Origin of the sequence: Streptococcus sp., from assembly GCF_030528045.1 — a bacterium.
Taxonomy (GTDB): domain Bacteria; phylum Bacillota; class Bacilli; order Lactobacillales; family Streptococcaceae; genus Streptococcus.
The window spans coordinates 1-19,635 of the sequence record NZ_JAUMZR010000037.1; the positions used below are offsets into that span (position 1 = coordinate 1).

The window sequence follows — 19,635 nt, forward strand, 5'->3', positions numbered from 1 at the left end:
TTCGTCTCCTCTCGTGCTTAGTTATAGGTCACCCACTACAGTTGACATAGAGCCCATTTAAACAAAAAAGCTTGGGTTCAAATCCCAAACTTTTAACTCTTTTTATTGGAAATCTTTGATATTCCCATCATAGGTCGCCCAGTCCTTGCTAAAGAAGCGGTCGTTCATCTTATAGTCTGGAGCTGGTGTCGGATCAGTCAAGAAGGGATTGACAACCTTATCAAAAGCCAACCAACCCAACCAACCAATATGAATGGTATCCTTGACAAAGTACGGATCTCCGCCTTTTTTAGAAAAGTCAGCAATGTTGGTGAAACCTTGATTTTCTAATTGGTAACGAATTTTCTCCACTGCATGCTGGTACATCTCTTCACTGAGCCCTGTGTACTCCATCCACTTCTTGTTAACCGGCTGAATAACAAAGAGCACATTGACATTCGACTTAGCAAATTGATTGAGGACCAGCTGCAAATCATTGTATTCAGAGGACTTGAGGAAGTTGTAATTTTTTTGATACCCTTCCCATTTTTTTAAATCCTTTTGAATCTCTCTCGTATAGAAATGATTTTCCATCCCCATATCGTTATTGGTCGTATTTGCTTCTGCGTCCTTACGAACAATTTTTTCTAACTCATCATAAGAAAATTGATCCGGAAGATCTTTTAAATAGTTCTCCACGTGTTCCTTGTACTTGAGTTGTCCTCGAATGGAGAATTGCCCAAAGAGAGCGGATTGTTTTTCATTGAATCGCGCAAAAATATCAATAGCAACCCGATCAACATCTGATAATTCTTCACCCTTTGACAGTTTTTGAACAATGCCTTTTAATGCAACATTAGGATTCTGCTTTAACAATCGAATAGCCGCATGCTTTGCAGCAGTATCACCAGATTGATTTTCCAAAAAAGCTGTCAATTGGTCACTGTTAAAAAATCTCTGAAACGCGGCGGGTTCATAATCTGTCTCCGTAAACCACTGAGGCGAAATCACAAATACAGCCTGCTTATTCTCTATTTCTGGCAAAATTTGCTGTAGACCAAAATATTGATTTAGAGAGGCTGCTCCTGCTTGACCTAGAAAGTAAGGACGATAGGGACGATGGTATTTTTCCGCTAAAACAGCTGGATGGACACTATCAAATCGAATCCATTCACTGGACCCTAGAAAAGGAATAAAACGCATATTTGGATCCGTAAGAGCCCTTACCTTTTGGCTTCTCTCTTTAAAACTCTCTGCACTAACAGAAGCCGCCGAGTACTTTTCCTCCGTCAGATTATGGCTTGTTGTACCTGGATAGAAAAAGATTAGTAAGAAAACAAGAATACTAGCAAGAAGCAGAGGCCCGAAGATCAGCCACAAGCGTTTAAGCATTCTTCAACTCCGTAATACCCTCTACGATTTTATTAGCCGTATTCCAGTCATCACGACCGAACTCCGTCACTGGAACACGAATGTCAAAACGGTTTTCAATCTCAACAATCAATTCAACCGTTCCCATGCTATCCAAGACACCGGCATCAAAAAGATCTTCATCCATCATGTCAGAAACATCTTCCATAAACAACTCATCAATAATTTCAATAACTTCTGATTTGATATCCATTTTTTATATCCTTTTATTTTTTAAACCATAAATCATTCAAAAATCCAGAAAAGATTAAGAATGAAACCATCACGACATGGAAGGTGACAACCATGCCAAGCAACTGAATCCAGCGATTCTCAGGTAAGGAACCCTTTCCAGCTTTTTTCCGTTCTTTATTGAGCGCTTTTTTCTTACGAACCCAAGCGTCATTGATGACCAATCCAATCCCATGAAAAAGTCCATAGGCGATGTAGTACCAGGTCACACCATGCCAAAATCCCATAATCAGCATATTGAGAATATAGGCTACACTTGAGGTCACATTGCGATTTTTAAAGACCTTCTTTCTGGTCAACACCATGACCATCCGCATAAAGACAAAATCACGGAACCAGAAAGACAGACTCATGTGCCAGCGATTCCAAAACTCTTTTAAATCCCTTGACAAAAAGGGCTTGTTAAAGTTGATAGGACTATGAATACCCATCAAGTTTGAAATGGCTAAGGCAAACATAGAGTAGCCCGCAAAGTCAAAGAAGAGCTCCAGACCAAAGGTGTACATGACCGCTAAAGCGTAGAGGTTAAAAAAAACACCTGTCTGCAAGGCCAAATTTTTCAGCGGAGGCAATAATGTCTCTCCTAAAATGTGAGCCAAGATAAACTTGTAGAGGAAGCCAAGCATGATATATTTGACAGCCTCTTCTAGCATATCCATCAGCTCATCCCGCTCAGGAATGGTCTCGTAATTTTCATTGAAACGTTTAAAACGATCAATGGGACCACTTGAGAAAGTCGGCATAAAGAGAAGAAAACGTAAGAATTGCCAAATCGTTAAATCCTTGATGACACCGTCTCTCAACTCAACGATAACCCCAACTGCACGAAAGGTTAAGTAAGAAATCCCTAAAAAGCCAAACAAAGATTGAGGTCCATGAATAGCAGGAGATACTTTCACAAAGACGATTGGCAATAGGGATAGAAAGCTAACCAGGTAAAATATCCATTTACTATCCCGTTGTTTCCTGTACCTTTTGTAGAAAGATACAAGAAGTACTTGCCAGATAACATAAAGGATAAGAGCGCTTATTTGATTCGTCTTTCCACCGACCAACATGGTGACGATAAAGAAGAGACTAACGAGCACCTCGTACAAGGCAAAACGTTTCTTGAAAAAAAGACCAATAAAGATAGGTAAAGTCGCAGCAATTACGTATAAAAAGTACTGAAGATCACCATAAGGTTCCAAATGAGGTAGCTGTTTATAAAGCTCCATCATCGGCTGTTTACCTCATTGATCAAGCCCTTGATATCAATTTTACCATTAGGCGTTAGCGGCAAACTATCTCGATAAAGAAACTTAGAAGGCATCATATAGGACATCATGATATCTGCTAGATCTTCCTTAATAGCCTTGGTAATATCGATATCACGCTCAAACTGCTGACGGACACCATCCTTTAGGATGACATAGGCCAGTAGATTTTGTACCTTGTGGTCCTTGTTATAACGTGGGACAGCAACAGCAGACTCGATAAAGCGAGACTTGTTGAGGTTTTGAGAGACATCTTCAAGCTCAATGCGATAACCATTAAACTTAATCTGGAAATCCATGCGTCCACCATAGAGAAGCAAGCCCTCATCTGTCATCGTTCCTACATCCCCTGTGTGGTAGGCTGGAAGACCTTCGAACTCAAAGAAAGCTTCTGCCGTTTTTTCAGGATTATTCATATAGCCTTTTGAAACAGCTGGCCCAGAAACGATGATTTCTCCCTGCTCACCATTTGGAACTTTCTGACCTTCCTCATCAATGATAAAGGTCGGAGAATCAGCCTTGGTATAGCCGATTGGCAGGCGTTTGAGAGTCTTCAACATCTCGTCTGTCACGGCAACAGCTGACAGGGCTACTGTCGCTTCTGTTGGACCGTAGGCATTGATAATACGAGCATTTGGGAAACGCTCACGCAGTTTTTGAGCTGTTTTGACCGTCAATTCTTCACCATCAAAGTAGAAATGCGTGATTCCTGGCCTTTTCTCACTGTTAAAGTCTTCTGACAACATGGCCATATCTGCAAAGGACGGTGTTGAGGTCCAGATAGCAATGGGCAAGGAAAAAATTGTCGCAAAGAGTTTTTTGAAATCCTGAGTAATGGCTGAAGGAAGAGCGAAAAGCGTGCCACCAAGTGCCAAGGTCGGTGCCCAGTACATGACAGATAGGTCAAAAGAATAAGGGGGCTGAGCCAGCATTTGTGGACGACTTGGCGTCGCAAATTCCTTATCTGTAATCATCCAGTTGGTAAAGCTGAGGAGATTATCATGAGAGATCTGCACTCCCTTAGGCTTACCAGTCGTACCAGAAGTAAAGATGATGTAGTAGTTGTCATCCCCCTTTACTGGATGGGTCATCTCGTAGCTGGAAGCTTGAGCAAAAGCTTCATGGACTTGCTCCAAATTCAGCATCGGTATGCTAGTTTGCTCTAATGGAAAATCTGAGATAGCAATAATCAAGCTTGGCTCTGCAACTTCTACGATAGCAGAAACTCGTTTCAAGGCCGAATGGCTATCAATTGGAATGTAGGCATGACCTGACTTAGTTAGCGCTACAAAGGTAGCCAACATCTCATATTCCTGACCACCAAAAACGACGACTGGAGATTTATCAGGCAAGCCTAGTTGGTCGATAGCTGCAGCCAAACTATCCGAATCAGCCTTCAGTTCACCATAAGTATGTTCTTGACCTAAAACATTGTAGACAGGATATGTTGGTTGCGTTTGAGCAAAGTGCTCAATCGTTTCAATCATATCTTTTATCGGTTTATTAGACACTGTTCCTCTTCTCCTTTAAACTAGAACTCATTATAAATAAAGGTGCCTTGGCTCTGACCAAGGTAACTAAAAAAATAAAGCAAACCAAGCAAGATTACAAAATATAGAGCCGTCCGGCCTAAGAATACATGTAAATTTCGTTGTTTTTTCATAAGCTATCCATTAATATATTATTTCTATTAACTATCAGTATGTATTGTTAGCATCTTATCTTCCTAACATTTTACCACTTTATCAACCTTTTTTTCAACTGTTTAGCATAACTTAAAAATTGGTTTTAGCTTATTTTAAGATAAGTTAAAATATTAATGTTTTGGCCATCAAAAAAGAGCCTGAGCTTTCCATCTCAAACTCTGTTGCCAATAACTCTTTTATCTTAGAAAAGTGAAAATACGAGAACTGCTAAGGCCGCACCAACAATAGGTCCTACAACTGGAATCCAAGCATAAGACCAGTCCCCGTCTCCCTTGTTTGGAATTGGCAAGATGCTGTGCATGATACGAGGTCCAAGGTCACGAGCTGGGTTCAAGGCATAACCCGTTGTCCCACCTAGTGAAAGACCGATACCGACAATCAAGGTCCCCACTGCAAAGGTCCCTAAACCGGCTTGAAGGTCATAGAGTCCCAAGGCAAAGATTGTCAAGAGCAAAACAAAGGTGCCAAGGATTTCGCTGATCAAGTTGGATACTGTGTTCTTGATTGCTGGTCCAGTACTGAAGGTTGCTAGGATATTGCCTGCATTTTCTTCCGCCTCATAGTGCGGTTTGAATTGCAACCAAACCAAAATCTGAGCCACCATCGCTCCTGCGAATTGGGCTAGGATATAAGGGAAAACAGAACCCCAAGAGAGCGTTCCTTTTAAGGCCATCGCAAACGTCACAGCTGGATTTAGGTGGGCTGGACTGAGCGTGCCAGATACAAAGGCCGCAACGGCTACAGCAATTCCCCATCCCATAGTAATCACAATCCATCCTGAATTATTGCTCTTGGTTTTGGGAAGAACCACGCCTGCTACAACACCATTTCCTAGAAGGATGAGGATTAAGGTCCCCAAAAATTCTCCAAATAATTCTTTCATCATATCTTTGTCTCCATTATAAAAGAAGGGGCGGGCGATAAGGAATGCTACCCTCCACTTCTTTTCCATTTTTTAATTTTTTAGTTCTGCCAAATCGTTTTGAGCAAGAGCTGCTTCAACATCCGCACGGTAGGCTGCTTTTTCTTCTACTGACCAATCATAGAATCGTCCCATTTCATCCAGAACTGGCTCAACGATGCTATCCAAACTATCACGCATGAAGAGCATATGGTTGGTACGGCGAAGGAGGAAGTCAACCGGGCTCAGAGCCAACTCATTGCGCATTGCATAGTGAAGGGACAAGGTATCTGCCAAGCTGAGTCCTGGCGCTTGCTCCAAGCTGTGAGCAAGGGCAAAGACCTTCGGTGCATTTGAACCGTAAAGATTTGCGAGATAGTGAGCTTCCTTGCTATCCAAACCACGTGAAACTCCAAGTTGAGCAAAGGCTTCGATTTCTGAGTCCACATTTGCTGGGTTCAATTCTCCACCTGAAACAGGATAAGTCTTCGAGTTGATCAGTTTAAAGCTACGGTCAAATTCTGCTTTGAGGATATCGACTACGCGCTCCATAGCTCCTTCAGCCATCTTACGGTAGTCTGTGATTTTACCACCAGCAAGGGTCAAGAGGCCATTATCATCACGGTCCAAGCTCGAACCACGAGAAACTGCAGATGGATCCAAATGTTTCTCAGATGTGCTGCTTTCAAGCTTGCTGACAGCAGATTCAACATCTTCACGCGTTTTTTCTTTCGATAGATATGCCTCGACAGTCGCAATCAAGCTATTGAAGCTTTCGTCGCTAATGGTTCCGTTGTTGCCGCCATTGTAGTCAGAAGCGCTATTGCCTGCGATCAATGGACGAAGACCAGCCCAGCTGCTTTCGATATCATCAATGGCAATGTTGGCTTCTGGGAAGCGGTTGTTGACAATACCAAGTAGATAATCTACATCTTCCTGCGTCACTTTTGGGTGTTCCAAATCGCCTGTGTAGTCTGTATCCGTTGTACCAAAGTAAGTCTTGTTTTCACGTGGGAGAACAAAGACCATACGGCCATCGCCCAAACCTGTGTCAAAGTAAACTGGCTGTGAAACCTTGATCTTGCTTGAATCCACTACCAAGTGCACTCCCTTAGTTGGACGCATTTGTGAGAATTGGGTTCCCTTATTGGACAAATTACGTACCTTGTCGCTCCAAGGACCTGTTGTGTTAATCACCAGACGAGCCTTGATTTCAAAGACTTGGTCTGTCAACAAATCACGAGCTACAACACCTGTAATCTTGCCACTTTCGTCAAAGAGGAAGCCTTCTGCCTTAACGTGGTTGGCAATGAGGGCACCGTCTTGATTGGCACGTTTGATGTTTTCAATCACTAGACGCGCATCATTGTTACGGAAGTCAAGGTAAACTCCACCTCCTACCAAGCCTTCTTTCTTCAAGTTTGGTTGACGTTCCAAGACTTGATCCTTGCTCAAGACCTTGTTAGCAGCTGGCGTATTGCTAACACCTGCCAAAAGGTCGTACAAGTCCATGGCTACTTTGAGACGGAAAAGGCTAAAGGTCGCTCCATCCTCATCGTAAACTGGCAAGAGCATTGGATCTGGTTTTGGAATATGTGGAGCGATTTGTTGAACCACTGCACGTTCAGAAACTGTATCTGATACCACTTCCACGTCAAATTGTTTAAGGTAACGCAGACCTCCGTGGACCAATTTTGTTGAACGGCTAGATGTTCCTTCTGCGAAGTCCTGCATTTCAATCAAACCAGTATCAAGACCACTGGCTGCCGCCTGCAAAGCTACACCAGCTCCTGTAATCCCTCCACCGATAATTAAGAGATCCAAGGTGCGTTCCTGCATTTTTTTAATTGATAATTCACGTGTTTTCTTTGAAAATTCCATATTTACACACTTTCTAACTGAGTCACTTTATTCTCCCAGTATTAGTTGTTATTAGTCATCGATTTCCGCAAAGACTTGAGTTGCTTTCACAGCTTTCTTCCAGCCCTTGTAGAGTTGTTCCTTGCGCGATTCGTTCATGGATGGCTCAAAGAGTTCTCCTGTCTCGTTCAAGAGTTTCAACTCATCCAAATCCTTCCAGTAACCCACTGCCAAACCAGCTAGGAAGGCTGCTCCTAGGGCAGTTGTTTCCAAGTTTTTAGCGCGTGCGATGTCGATTCCCAAAATGTCAGCCTGGAACTGCATGAGGAAGTTGTTCATAGCAGCACCGCCATCGACTTTGAGAACTTGAATAGCAGTCTTGGCATCCACCTGCATGGTATCAATGATGTCGCGTACTTGGTAAGCGATGGATTGCAGAGTAGCCTTGATAAAGTCTTCTTTGCTTGTTCCACGAGTCAAGCCAAAGACCGAACCACGAGCATTTTGGTTCCAGTATGGAGCCCCTAGACCTGTAAAGGCAGGTACGACATAAACTTCATCATTGTTGTGAGAATTGAGAGCATATTTTTCAGACTCTGGTGAATTTTCAACCATGCGAAGTCCATCACGAAGCCACTGAATGGCACTTCCTGCGATGAAGATAGAACCTTCCAAGGCATAGTAAACCTTGCCGTTGATTCCATAACCAATCGTTGTCAAAAGGTTGTTTTCAGACAACTGCATCTCTTCACCAGTGTTCATAATGATGAAAGAACCTGTTCCATAAGTATTTTTGACCATACCTGGTTCAAAGGCCAACTGACCGAAGAGGGCTGCCTGTTGGTCCCCAGCCATACCTGAAATTGGTACTTCTCCACCGTAGAAATGGAATGGAGCAGTCTTGCCGTAGATTTCAGAGTTAGAACGAACTTCTGGAAGCATAGCCTTCGGAATGTTGAGGATTTCCAAAATCTCATCATCCCATTTGAGTTCTTTAATGTTATAGAGCATGGTACGGGCTGCATTTGAGTAGTCGGTCACGTGAGCTGCGCCGTCAGTCAATTTCCAAACCAGCCAAGTATCAATTGTACCAAAGAGCAATTCACCCTTTTCAGCTCTCTCTTGAGCACCTTCTACATGGTCTAAAATCCAACGAACCTTGGTAGCAGAGAAGTAAGCATCGATGATCAAACCAGTCTTTTCATGGAATTTTTCCACATAACCTTGGCTTTTTAGTTGTTCAGCCAGAGGTGCTGTCTGGCGTGATTGCCAAACGATAGCATTGTAGATAGGGAGACCTGTTTTCTTATCCCAAACGACAGTTGTTTCACGCTGGTTGGTAATCCCGATGGCCTCGATTTGACTTGGTTTCACACCACTTTCGATGAAAGCACCCGCGATAACTGACTGAACGGAGTTCCAAATTTCATTGGCATTGTGCTCAACCCAACCTGCTTGAGGGAAAATCTGAGTGAACTCTTTTTGACTAGAGCTGACCTTTTCTCCTTTTTTGTTAAAAATGATGGCACGAGAACTGGTCGTTCCTTGGTCAATGGCCATGATGTATTTTTCTTGTGACATGTGCTGTCCTCCTGATAAAATCTTGAGGGGGTTCCTCTTTACAGTAACTAGTATACAAAATAAAGCGCTTTCTTGTTTATCAATTTTTTTAAAATTTTAAAAAAATGTGAGGAGATTGTGCGAATTTCACAAAAAAGACCTGAAAATTCAGGCCTTTTAGGCAAAGAGCATCTGACGAATCTTCGCCAAATCCTCCATATCCAAATCATTTTTTAAATAATAAACCGGAGTCTGTTCTTTCTTATGGATCGGGTTGTTGGTAATTAACAAATCATAATGTCGACTGGGGTCATAGGCTTCAATAGTAATGAAACGATTGTATTCCAAATACCGTTTCAAAATGGCAGCCATCCTAGAAAAGACAAGGAAACCAGATGTCAAATCTAGACCAATCCTCATATGTTGACCACCATTTTCAGCCATATATTCTATCAACTGGAGCCATTCCCAGAGAATTTTCTTATCCAAATCCGTCCCCTGCTGAAAGGCAGGTATAGCATGAAAAATTCTCTCTGCAGTCCCTCTAAAATCATGTTCCATCAGCAAATAGGGATGGCGATTCTCTGTCTGGTATCTGTACTGATCTTGCAAGATATAGCCCTTGTAGAGATAAACTTGACCACAAAGCTGACTGAGTTCATAGGTGACATGATCCTCTGTGTAGTCACCCAGTAGCTCCTCCTTCTTCATTTCTTGAATCAATTGCGTCAGCAAATCGGCTAACCGCCCTCCAAAACCAAGGATATACTCCATAGTATGAAGGGGCAAGATACGATGGGAAAGGAGAAATGAAAAGAATACCATCATCTCACCGTCCTCAGTTCCTAGAGGGGTGTGTTGCCCAGCAAAAAAGGACGGAGCCTTTCGAAGCAAACGAAAGTAGAAAATATTGTCAAAATACCCCCGCATTTTTTCTTCTATGACTTGAAACTGACAAGCATTGACCCGAAGGCGCTGTTGACTGATGTGAGCCCAGAGAACCAAGTCCAATTTCTGACCTGAAGACAAGCTAGCACCGCAGATTTCTTCTAGGGTAGCAATCTCTTGTTTTCTCTCAGCTTTCTGCATGTGACCTTCCCACTCCTGACTGGACCAGACCTTGCGGAAAAGGCCGAAATAGAAATAGCGAATCTGATGCTCCGGACCTCGCCAACGGCCATTTTGGATGGATAAGTCAAACTCTGACAAAATCTGATTTAGACTAGCTAAGTGGCGACCAAGCGTGGCCTCGCTAATCATCAATTCTTGAGCCAACTGATGAGCTAGAAACTGTTGGTGATAGAGAAGGTAAACCAAAATTTGGTACTTAATGGCATTGTCTAGAAACAAGCTCCGAATCTCTCTCCCCTTTGTGGCTGCACCAATCGACAAACGCAGATTTTCATCTTCCAAGTGGATGGTCAGCTCTAGTCCTATTTCCAAGGCATTTTCGTTAATCAGAGAAATGTACTTGGTTAGAGTCGCCTTTGAAAAGCCTGTTTCTTCCATGGCTTCCTTGACGGTTGTCTGCGAATCTTGTAACAGAAAGGAAAGGACTAAAAATTGACCAGATTCGGCTTTTTCCATCAAATCACCTAAATACATTTGTTACCCCTTTCATTTTCTCCTACAAGCATAGCATAAATCTTTCAAATGCTGAAATAATCTGTTTCTCATTTTATTTTAAGGCCGATTTTCTCGTCATAATTCCTCAGAAACAGCAAACACACAGCTCCCCTTTTGGGCATTTTTATGCTAAAATAGTAGCCATGGATAAAATTATTAAAACAATATCAGAAAGCGGAGCCTTTCGTGCTTTTGTCCTTGATAGTACTGAAACCGTCCGCACTGCTCAAGAAAAACATCAAACCCAAGCCAGTTCAACCATCGCACTTGGTCGCACCCTTATCGCTAGCCAAATTCTCGCAGCCAATGAAAAAGGAAATACTAAACTAACTGTTAAAGTTCTTGGAACGAGCTCTCTCGGTGCCATCATCACGGTTGCAGATACCAAGGGAAACGTCAAAGGCTACGTTCAAAATCCTGGTGTTGACATCAAAAAGACTGCAACGGGTGAAGTCCTAGTCGGTCCTTTTGTCGGCAATGGCCAATTTCTCGTTATCACAGACTACGGTACTGGAAATCCCTACAACTCCATGACTCCCCTCATCTCTGGGGAAATCGGTGAAGACTTGGCATACTACCTGACTGAAAGCCAACAAACCCCTTCAGCAGTCGGGCTCAATGTTCTTTTGGATAAAGACGACAAGGTCGAAGTTGCCGGAGGTTTCCTTCTCCAAGTATTGCCAGGGGCCAAGGAAGAAGAGATTGCTCGCTTTGAAAAACGCATCCAAGAAATGCCAGCCATCTCAACCCTTCTGGAAAGCGATGACCATATCGAAGCCCTTCTCAAGGCCATCTATGGTGACGAATCTTACAAACGTCTATCTGAAGAAGAAATCCGTTTCCAATGTGACTGCGGCAAAGATCGTTTTATGAACGCTCTTGCCAGCCTTCCAAATTCAGACCTGGAGGAAATGAAAGAGGAAGACCACGGGGCAGAAATCACTTGTCAATTCTGCCAAACTACTTATAACTTTGATGAAAACGATCTGGAGGAACTCATTCGTGACAAATCTTAATACACCTTTTATGATTGGCAATGTTGAGATTCCCAATCGTACCGTTTTAGCACCCATGGCTGGTGTCACCAACTCAGCCTTTCGCACCATCGCAAAAGAGCTCGGAGCTGGACTCGTTGTCATGGAAATGGTCTCTGACAAGGGAATCCAATACAACAACGAAAAAACCCTACATATGCTTCATATCGATGAAGGAGAGAACCCTGTTTCTATCCAACTCTTTGGTAGCGATGAAGATAGCCTCGCACGCGCAGCAGAATTCATCCAAGAAAACACCAAGACTGATATCGTCGATATCAACATGGGTTGCCCAGTTAACAAAATCGTGAAGAATGAAGCTGGCGCTATGTGGCTCAAGGACCCAGACAAGATCTACTCTATTATCAACAAGGTCCAATCTATCCTTGATATCCCCCTCACTGTCAAAATGCGTACTGGTTGGTCTGATCCATCCCTGGCCGTGGAGAATGCCCTCGCTGCTGAAGCTGCAGGTGTTTCTGCTCTCGCTATGCATGGCCGTACCCGCGAACAAATGTATACTGGTCACGCAGACCTCGAGACCCTACACAAGGTTGCTCAAGCTTTGACCAAGATTCCATTTATCGCAAATGGTGATATCCGTACGGTCCAAGAAGCCAAACAGCGTATCGAAGAAGTCGGGGCTGACGCAGTTATGATTGGTCGCGCAGCTATGGGTAATCCCTATCTCTTCAACCAGATCAACCACTACTTTGAAACAGGAGAAATTCTCCCTGATTTGACCTTTGAAGATAAGATGAAAATCGCCTACGAACATTTGAAACGCTTGATTAACCTCAAAGGAGAAAACGTAGCCGTTCGTGAATTCCGCGGCCTCGCTCCGCACTACCTCCGGGGAACATCTGGCGCTGCTAAACTTCGTGGAGCCATTTCACAAGCTAGCACCCTAGCAGAGATTGAAGCCCTCTTGCAATTAGACAAAGCATAATACACAAAAAACCGTAACTCGCTTGAGTTTACGGTTTTTTAGCTCCTAGGAAGACCTAGGTACTATTATTGAATCAAGGCAACGCTCGAAACTTTACCATCCGCACCTGTTGTAATTTGGATGATTTTTCCTCCACCTATTTTGGCATTATACTTGCCATCATCAAGTGTGTAAGAGTAGCCTCTGATAGAATAGTTTTCTTTCTTTCCATCTGCAGTTTCTACTGTAAATTGGCCCCCTGATGAAACCGTAATAGTTTCGTCATTTGCTCCCTTCCAGTTGCCTGCAGCTGCTGAGAAATCACCATCGACCATGGTTAAAACACCCTTGTAGCGTTTGTTGTGTTCTGCTTGCTTGTCTTGAAGTTGGCGGTCAGTTGTTGGATCATAGTCTGACTGGTTAGACTGAGCTTGAGAACCTTGCTGAGTTGAAGGTGCCTGAGATGGGGCTTGTTGACTAGGAGCTGCTTGTTCTTGTCTTGATTCAGGTGCTGGTTTCGCTTGTGACTGATCTGGCGTTGTAGAAGACTGACCTGAGGATGCCTGAGCCTTTTCAGATGAAGCTGAGCTTGAAGATTTTTGAGTCTTGCTTTCTTTGCTAGAAGAAGCTGCTTTAGAGCTTGATGATTGACTTGTCTTTGTAGAGCTACTGGTTTGAGTGGTTTCGTTTTTATTTCCACAAGCTCCTAGTAGCAAGGTAGAAGCCAATACAGTCGCTGCCATCAATTTGATATAGGTTTTCTTTTTCATTTTTCTACTCCTTTGTAACACTTTTGAAATGTTAAGAAATCTTTTTGTAATATGATTGTAACATTAGGCCTTGAATCTGTCAACTATTTAGAGAAACTATTTTAAAAAATTTCTCTCTACTATTTCTATTCGTAATAAAACAGAAAAATAGAAAATTTCTTAGATTAGAGTCCTATTTTTTGCATCGCTCTTGTGTAATCGCTTGCATTATGTTAGACAAAGGAATATAATAACATTGAAATAGAATACAGGAGGTGCACTCTTATGCTAAATAAGTATTATAAGTATCTTCCTTGGTTGATTTTGGGAGCTATTGGCTCTTATCAATCAGCCACTTACTATGCGCGAACTGCATTTGATGTCTTCTATCTGACTGTAATCTTTATGATTGTTTATATCGCTTTGTTATTTTTGCACGAGAACTATCTAAAGTATCGATATAAAGACTTCTTTACTCACCTGTTGAGCAATTCTAAGAAAGATAGCCATTCATAAAAATGATGATAAATAAAGAGATCGGGAAAAGTTCCCGACCTCTTTATTTCAATCGATAGGTTTTTCTTGGTTTCTTTTTGGGTACTCGTTTGAGTCCGACTTCTTCTACATATTCGCCGTATTTTACGAGAAAGTTATTGCTGACAATTGGGCGACCGGGATTGATGAGATTGACCAGTTCAGTTCCTTCGTAGACAGTGAACTCCTCCTCCAGCAGATAAAGGAAGGTCGGGTTCCAGTCGAGGCGGCCTTGGATTCGTTTGATGGATTCTTGGATAATGGCATAATGGTCAAAGGCGAAGGCTCTCTCGTCCAGCTCGACTCCCTCAAGGTAGCATTTGCCTGTCTGGAAATCGACATCTACAAAAACCACATCCTTGGCATCGTCACCTGCCTGAACGAAGTCTAATGCACGACTAGGCAGGTACACTAAGTGAGCAATGGTCACCGTCCAACCCCGCGGATCACGCCCGGGAGTCGATACGGTCATCAATTGCTCGATTTTCTCCAAAGGTAGATCGAGATTGACTTCTTCTCTCACCTCGCGCTGACAAGCATGTGCAGCATCTTCTCCCTTGTCCATAAAGCCTCCAACCAAAGCCAAACAGTTTTGATAAGGGTGAGCCTTGCGACGGATCAGCAAGAGCTTGATCTTTCCTTCGACAAAGCAGTAGGCTACCATATCCACTGTCACACTTGGTTTTTCATATTGAGGGAGTTCCTGCTTGTGGTACCAGTCTAAAAACTCCTCCTGACTGGCATGGATTTCATAATATTCTTTTTCCGTCATCCCGGCTGGAATCTTTATGTCTGCCATCTTATGCCTCCTTTCGAACTGCCTTAGTCCATTGGTACCAACCCACTAGACTATTGAGTGTGTAAGCCCAGTACATCCCTTGGACGTGGATATTTTCACCCCACCAGAGATAAATACTAAAGAGATTGGTTGCAATCCAGAAAATCCATTGCTCACGGTAGAGACGTGTCATCAAGAGCTGACCAACACCATTGGTCGCATCAGTAACACTATCACGGAATGGACGGGCGCTATTGATACTTTGATAAGCCAAGCCCATACCAATCCAGATAATGGCAGTCAAGGCTAAGTACTTGAGCCAGTCAAGTACAGATAATTTCTTAGCTTCAAAGTGGTCTTCTTCTGGTTTTTCCTGTTCATTGATACGATTGGACAGCCAAGCATAGAGACCAATTGGCTGCATGACAAAGAAGTAAACAGTCGTCAAAACTTCGCCATAAAAAGTCGCATTCATGGCCAAAATCAAATAGATAGCTGAGTTAATAGCCCCAAAGAGATAATTGCTTACACGCCTTTCTGCTACCAAGATAACACAGACAATCCCAGTCCAAGATGCAAACAAGCTCAACCAGTCATGGCTTTCTGTATTTTGCGTGAACTCTAAGATCAAGGGAACACTTGACAGGGCGATGAGATACAACCACTGGAAAAGGCTACGGCCGACAAAGAGATCTTTCCATAGCAAGCGCATGATTCCTGCAAAACCAATCTTGCGGGCTTCAGCATGGACATTTTTAAAGTTTTCGATAAATTGTGTGATTTTTTTAGTTACTGTTTTCATCATTTTCTCCTAATCTGCTTGGTAAATGGCATCGATAGCCACTTTTGCTGCTTCATAATTGCCTAGATAATCCTCCGCTAGATAAACTAAAGGAATGGTGGTTAAGTATCGCTCCCTCATTTGGTCCAAATGCTGGGAAAAACTGTAGCGAATGTGGTCCTCTGCCATGGTCATATCTCTAAATCCGTCATTGACATAGGAGCCGACAGGTTGCACGAAGAGAATCAAATCCCATTTTTCCTTGGCCAAGATAGAGGCAAAGAGATTGTCAAAGGTTTCTCCTGATAAGTCCTCTTGGTCCTCAGTCTCCATGTAATAGTCATAGTAGCCCTTGGTTACCAAGGAGTTGGTATCGGCTATCACAAGGCCTCTATTGGCATTACTATCGATTAACTTAGAGGTCTGGTCATACTGTCCCAACAGGAGATAGTAGTAATCCTTTGGAGTCAATTCATCGTCGCGGACATTGTTTTTGATCTGGTACTCACGCGCGTATTCCAGACTAACGGGCGCATCGTAATACCTTGCCAAATCCTTGGCTAGAGTGGTCTTCCCATTACTGGCACTTCCCATAATCAAGACTTTCTTTGTAAACTGACGTCGGAAGGGTTGAGCGATGTATTTCCAATATTTGCTTGGATTTTCTCGAATCATAGTCGCTGAGATACCAAACTTTTTTTCTTGCAAGACGGTGCCAAACCCACGTTTAGCTAGCTCTTGCTGGTATTCTTCTTCTCCCACAAAGAAGATCAGTTCTTGCTGGGTTTCATCATAGGAAATCTCTGCTAACATCTGGTCCAACCACTCCTGCGCCACCCCACAGGGTAACGGGGAAGGTTGGTCTCATCCAGCTTGCAGACAGAGGTCAATTCGTCATCACGAAAAGCCTCTCGGATATAGCGAAATCGTTTTTGAAGACTTAAACCTACCTGCTCCCCTCGGTCTCCCTCGTAGCCTGAAACAACTACCCAGACCTGGTCACACTGACGCTTCGCTCGCTGGATCAGATCGATATGACCCTGATGAAGAGGGGCAAAGGTCCCAAATACCACTGCTGTTTTCTTTTTCATAAACGCTTTACCTTTTTATAATTTTTGATATTTTTATTTTCTATGTTTTTATTATATACTATATTTTTGTTTCGTCAATAGCTTTTTATCATTTTTTATAAAAAAGTAGTAAAAAAGAATCAGGATTGCTCCTGATTCTCTATTTTTAAGCAATATCAAATTTTAATTGACCAGCTTTGACACCGATTTTGAGGGTCTTTCCTGCCACTAATTCTCCCTTAAGAAGAAGTTCTGCCAACTTGTCCTCCACTTCTGTTTGCAGGGTTCTGCGAAGTGGGCGAGCTCCCATTTCTGGATTGTAACCGTGACTAGCTAGTAACTTCAGGGCTGAAGCTTGCAGTTTCAAGTCGATGCCCTTCTCAGCGAGGCTAGCAATCAATGGTTTCACCATAATCTTGACAATTTCTTGCATGTGTTCGCTATCCAAACTGTGGAAGACCACCTTTTCATCAATACGGTTTATAAACTCTGGTCGATAAGTTTTTTTCAACTCTTCAAAGATTCGTTTTTCCATATTTTCCTGGTCAAAACGAATGTCTTTCGCGCCAAAGCCGACCGTCTTGTCATCACGAAGAGCAGTCGCACCAAGGTTTGACGTCATGATGATAATGGTATTTGAAAAGTCCACCTTGCGCCCCTTGCTATCTGTCAAGACACCTTCGTCCAGAACCTGCAAGAGGACATTAAAGATATCTGGGTGAGCCTTCTCTACCTCATCAAAGAGGAGCACAGAATAAGGTTTGTTGCGAACCTTCTCGGTCAACTCCCCACCTTCTTCGTAGCCTACATAGCCCGGAGGAGCTCCATTGAGACGGCTAGCTGCGAATTTCTCCATATACTCACTCATATCAAAGCGGATAAGGGCTGATTCGTCATCAAAGAGAACTTCTGCCAGAGCCTTTGCCAATTCGGTCTTACCGACACCCGTCGGCCCTAGGAACATAAAGGAACCAATCGGACGCTTGTGACTACGAATACCTGACTGATTGCGACGAATGGCACGACTAATGCTTGAAACAGCTTGATCTTGGCCGATGACACGTTTGTGCAGTTCCGCTTCCAAGTTAAGATATTTCTTGGCATCAGTCTGAGTTAGTTTTTGGACTGGAATCCCTGACAAGCGACTCAAGGTGGTCAAAATATCGGATTCTGTCACCAAGTCTTTATAGACAGGGACTTCCTGCTCCTTTGCGATTAGCTGGGAAGCTTGTTTCCACTTGCCATCCATCAAGGCCTTGTCAGCTGGACTCAAGTCGGATTCGTCTGCTTTCACATGCTTAGATTTGTTTTGCACTGTTGCTGCCGCTTCATCCAATAGATCGATGGCAGAGTCTGGTAAGTGACGACTAGTCAAGTAACGATGCGCCATCTTGACAGCCGTTTCAACAGCTTCATCTGTGATTTGCACACGGTGGTGTTTCTCATAGGTAGCCTTCAAACCTTGCAAAATGATCATGCTGTCAGCTAGACTTGGCTCTTCAATCGTCACTTTTGCAAAACGACGAGAAAGAGCTGCGTCTTTTTCAATGTGTTTTTGGTATTCTTCCTGAGTGGTTGCACCAACTGTTCTCAGAGTTCCGCGAGCCAAGGCTGGTTTCAAGATATTGGCCGCATCCAGAGTCGAGTCAATACCGCTACCAGAACCCATGATGGTGTGGAGTTCATCGATAAAGAGGATCACTTTGCCATCTTCCTCGATATCTTTGATGATGTTGTTCATACGCTCTTCAAAATCTCCACGGAAACGTGTTCCTGCAACGACATTCATCAAATCAAGCTCTAGAACGCGCATCTTTGCCATTTCAGCTGGTACATCCCCACTAGCAATACGCTGGGCAAGTCCAAGTGCTAAAGCTGTTTTCCCGACACCCGCATCTCCAACCAAGACCGGATTGTTCTTGGTCTTTCGACTCAAAATCTGAATCATACGTGAGATTTCCTTGTCTCGACCGATAACTGGCTCTAACTTGCCAGAACGCGCTTGCTCCGTCAGGTCATGTGTGTAGTCCTCTAGACCGCCACTTTGATTCTGAGGCATGCCCATCATATTGGCCATGGAATTTTGCTTGTCAGTTACTGTGTGATGACGTTGACGCAAAGCCTTAAGATCTTCTCTTGTCCAACCAGCACGCTCTTCTAGATTGCGACGAAGAGCAGCAATTCTGACCTGATCTTTCTTGTCTTCATAAGAGAAACCTGCTCTCTCCAAGATGCGAGTCGCCAAGGCATTGCCATCATGCAAAATCGCATAGAGGACATGCTCTGTCCCTAGTACCTTTGCGTGGACCACTGAGGCTACATACTCTGCTTCCGCAAAGAGAACCTCCAAACGATGGGAAAAGGGTAATTCCGTAAAAGTTTCATCTTGGCTATAGTCGGTTTCAGTCAGTTCCAACGCAACCTCTTCTAAACGGTCCATCTCGTATGGATAATCATTTAGAGTCGCACCTGCCGCACTGTAACTGTGATTGGACATGGCAATCAATAAATGCCAAGACTCTAGATAACGAGCTCCAAAATGACCAGCAACCATGTAGGCACTCTCGATACATTCATTCAATGCTTTTGAATAGTTCATCTTACTTCTCTTTTCTATCTACCTCTTGTAATAGCTGTCTGAGCATATTTGCACGGACAACTGAAGATTCTTCCCCTAAGACACGATCCGTTGCTACTGAAGTCAGCAAGGTCATTTCCTGCTTGGTCATCAAATCCTGCTCCACCAAAAGCTGGAGAATATCCTCATAGATCTCCTGACTAACTCGCTCACCAATCGAGTAAAGCAAATCGCGGAGCATCTCATGATGACTAGAAAACTCAATACGCCCTATGCGAATGTAGCCTCCACCACCTCGTTTACTCTCAACTAAGTAACCTCTACTTTCCGTAAAGCGTGTCTTGATGACATAGTTGATCTGACTCGGTACAACCTGGAAGGTATCTGCCAACTGGCTCCGCTGCAATTCCACGATACCAGACTGGTCTAAAATAGCCTTGATATAGGCTTCGATATGATCTGATGTATTTTTAAATCTCATAGTAAACCAAACTCCTTCTCTGAACCTTGACTATCTTTGACTATTATACCGAAATTTTTGATTTTTTTAAAGGAAAAGGGAGCGAGTTGCGAAGATTATTATAAATCTTATGGGACTTTTTGTGTATTCAAAAAGCTCCATAATTTCCATAG

The 19,635-nt window shown here is 43.2% G+C and carries 17 protein-coding genes and 1 pseudogene; 3 read left to right on the forward strand and 15 right to left on the reverse strand.

The features are described from left to right. Positions 1-102: 102 nt before the first annotated feature. The 9 genes from dltD to Q4A91_RS07465 form a co-directional block, all read right to left on the reverse strand. Entirely contained in the window at positions 103-1,371 is a 1,269-nt protein-coding gene (gene dltD / locus Q4A91_RS07425) for a D-alanyl-lipoteichoic acid biosynthesis protein DltD (RefSeq protein ID WP_303212434.1), read from the reverse strand. Further along, on the reverse strand, positions 1,364-1,603 hold the full coding sequence (gene dltC / locus Q4A91_RS07430; protein WP_000351972.1) for a D-alanine--poly(phosphoribitol) ligase subunit DltC: 240 nt from the start codon (positions 1,601-1,603) through the stop codon (positions 1,364-1,366). Before dltC ends, dltD begins: the two co-directional genes overlap by 8 nt. A gap of 13 nt (positions 1,604-1,616) precedes the next feature. After that, positions 1,617-2,861 carry a D-alanyl-lipoteichoic acid biosynthesis protein DltB gene (gene dltB / locus Q4A91_RS07435; RefSeq protein ID WP_303212436.1) on the reverse strand — a complete coding sequence of 415 codons (1,245 nt, stop codon included), beginning with the start codon at positions 2,859-2,861 and terminating at the stop codon, positions 1,617-1,619. Further along, positions 2,858-4,408, reverse strand: a complete 1,551-nt coding sequence (gene dltA, locus Q4A91_RS07440; protein WP_303212437.1) for a D-alanine--poly(phosphoribitol) ligase subunit DltA — start codon at positions 4,406-4,408, stop codon at positions 2,858-2,860. Before dltA ends, dltB begins: the two co-directional genes overlap by 4 nt. 20 nt (positions 4,409-4,428) lie before the next feature. Further along, positions 4,429-4,560 (reverse strand): teichoic acid D-Ala incorporation-associated protein DltX, encoded by a 132-nt coding sequence (locus Q4A91_RS07445; RefSeq protein WP_008276434.1) that lies wholly within the window; start codon positions 4,558-4,560, stop codon positions 4,429-4,431. 224 nt (positions 4,561-4,784) lie between these two features. Next, complete coding sequence (locus Q4A91_RS07450) at positions 4,785-5,489, reverse strand: MIP/aquaporin family protein (RefSeq protein ID WP_125457083.1); 705 nt, start codon at positions 5,487-5,489, stop codon at positions 4,785-4,787. Positions 5,490-5,558: 69 nt separating this feature from the next. After that, positions 5,559-7,385 carry a type 1 glycerol-3-phosphate oxidase gene (gene glpO / locus Q4A91_RS07455; RefSeq protein WP_303212440.1) on the reverse strand — a complete coding sequence of 609 codons (1,827 nt, stop codon included), beginning with the start codon at positions 7,383-7,385 and terminating at the stop codon, positions 5,559-5,561. A 51-nt stretch (positions 7,386-7,436) separates the two neighbouring features. Then, the gene (gene glpK / locus Q4A91_RS07460; RefSeq protein WP_303212441.1) at positions 7,437-8,945 is read right to left on the reverse strand and encodes a glycerol kinase GlpK; all 1,509 of its coding nucleotides are present in this window, start codon (positions 8,943-8,945) and stop codon (positions 7,437-7,439) included. Positions 8,946-9,101: 156 nt separating this feature from the next. Next, positions 9,102-10,529: a helix-turn-helix domain-containing protein gene (locus Q4A91_RS07465; protein WP_303212445.1), complete on the reverse strand. Its 1,428-nt coding sequence runs from the start codon at positions 10,527-10,529 to the stop codon at positions 9,102-9,104. A gap of 164 nt (positions 10,530-10,693) precedes the next feature. Between Q4A91_RS07465 and hslO the strand changes: the two genes are divergently transcribed. Next, on the forward strand, positions 10,694-11,566 hold the full coding sequence (gene hslO, locus Q4A91_RS07470; protein WP_303212447.1) for an Hsp33 family molecular chaperone HslO: 873 nt from the start codon (positions 10,694-10,696) through the stop codon (positions 11,564-11,566). Then, on the forward strand, positions 11,553-12,533 hold the full coding sequence (dusB, locus tag Q4A91_RS07475) for a tRNA dihydrouridine synthase DusB (protein ID WP_303212449.1): 981 nt from the start codon (positions 11,553-11,555) through the stop codon (positions 12,531-12,533). The genes hslO and dusB overlap by 14 nt, the downstream gene beginning before the upstream one ends. 65 nt (positions 12,534-12,598) lie before the next feature. On the opposite strand, the gene Q4A91_RS07480 is transcribed toward dusB, so the two are convergent. Continuing rightward, a complete protein-coding gene (locus tag Q4A91_RS07480; RefSeq protein WP_303212452.1) occupies positions 12,599-13,282 on the reverse strand; it encodes a hypothetical protein in 684 nt (227 codons plus the stop codon). A 264-nt stretch (positions 13,283-13,546) separates the two neighbouring features. Between Q4A91_RS07480 and Q4A91_RS07485 the strand changes: the two genes are divergently transcribed. Next, positions 13,547-13,777 (forward strand): hypothetical protein, encoded by a 231-nt coding sequence (locus tag Q4A91_RS07485; protein WP_303212455.1) that lies wholly within the window; start codon positions 13,547-13,549, stop codon positions 13,775-13,777. 43 nt (positions 13,778-13,820) lie between these two features. Here Q4A91_RS07485 and Q4A91_RS07490 read toward each other — a convergent pair whose 3' ends face one another. The 5 genes and pseudogenes from Q4A91_RS07490 to Q4A91_RS07510 all read right to left on the reverse strand — a co-directional run bounded on the left by Q4A91_RS07490 (position 13,821) and on the right by Q4A91_RS07510 (position 19,483). Beyond that, positions 13,821-14,594 (reverse strand): NUDIX hydrolase, encoded by a 774-nt coding sequence (locus Q4A91_RS07490; RefSeq protein ID WP_303212457.1) that lies wholly within the window; start codon positions 14,592-14,594, stop codon positions 13,821-13,823. 1 nt (position 14,595) lies between these two features. Further along, entirely contained in the window at positions 14,596-15,375 is a 780-nt protein-coding gene (gene pnuC, locus Q4A91_RS07495; RefSeq protein ID WP_303212459.1) for a nicotinamide riboside transporter PnuC, read from the reverse strand. Between the two features lie 9 nt (positions 15,376-15,384). After that, positions 15,385-16,445: pseudogene (locus Q4A91_RS07500) on the reverse strand (AAA family ATPase). Between the two features lie 145 nt (positions 16,446-16,590). After that, positions 16,591-19,023 carry an ATP-dependent Clp protease ATP-binding subunit gene (locus Q4A91_RS07505; RefSeq protein ID WP_303212462.1) on the reverse strand — a complete coding sequence of 811 codons (2,433 nt, stop codon included), beginning with the start codon at positions 19,021-19,023 and terminating at the stop codon, positions 16,591-16,593. 1 nt (position 19,024) lies between these two features. Then, the gene (locus tag Q4A91_RS07510; protein ID WP_001211263.1) at positions 19,025-19,483 is read right to left on the reverse strand and encodes a CtsR family transcriptional regulator; all 459 of its coding nucleotides are present in this window, start codon (positions 19,481-19,483) and stop codon (positions 19,025-19,027) included. Positions 19,484-19,635 lie beyond the last annotated feature (152 nt).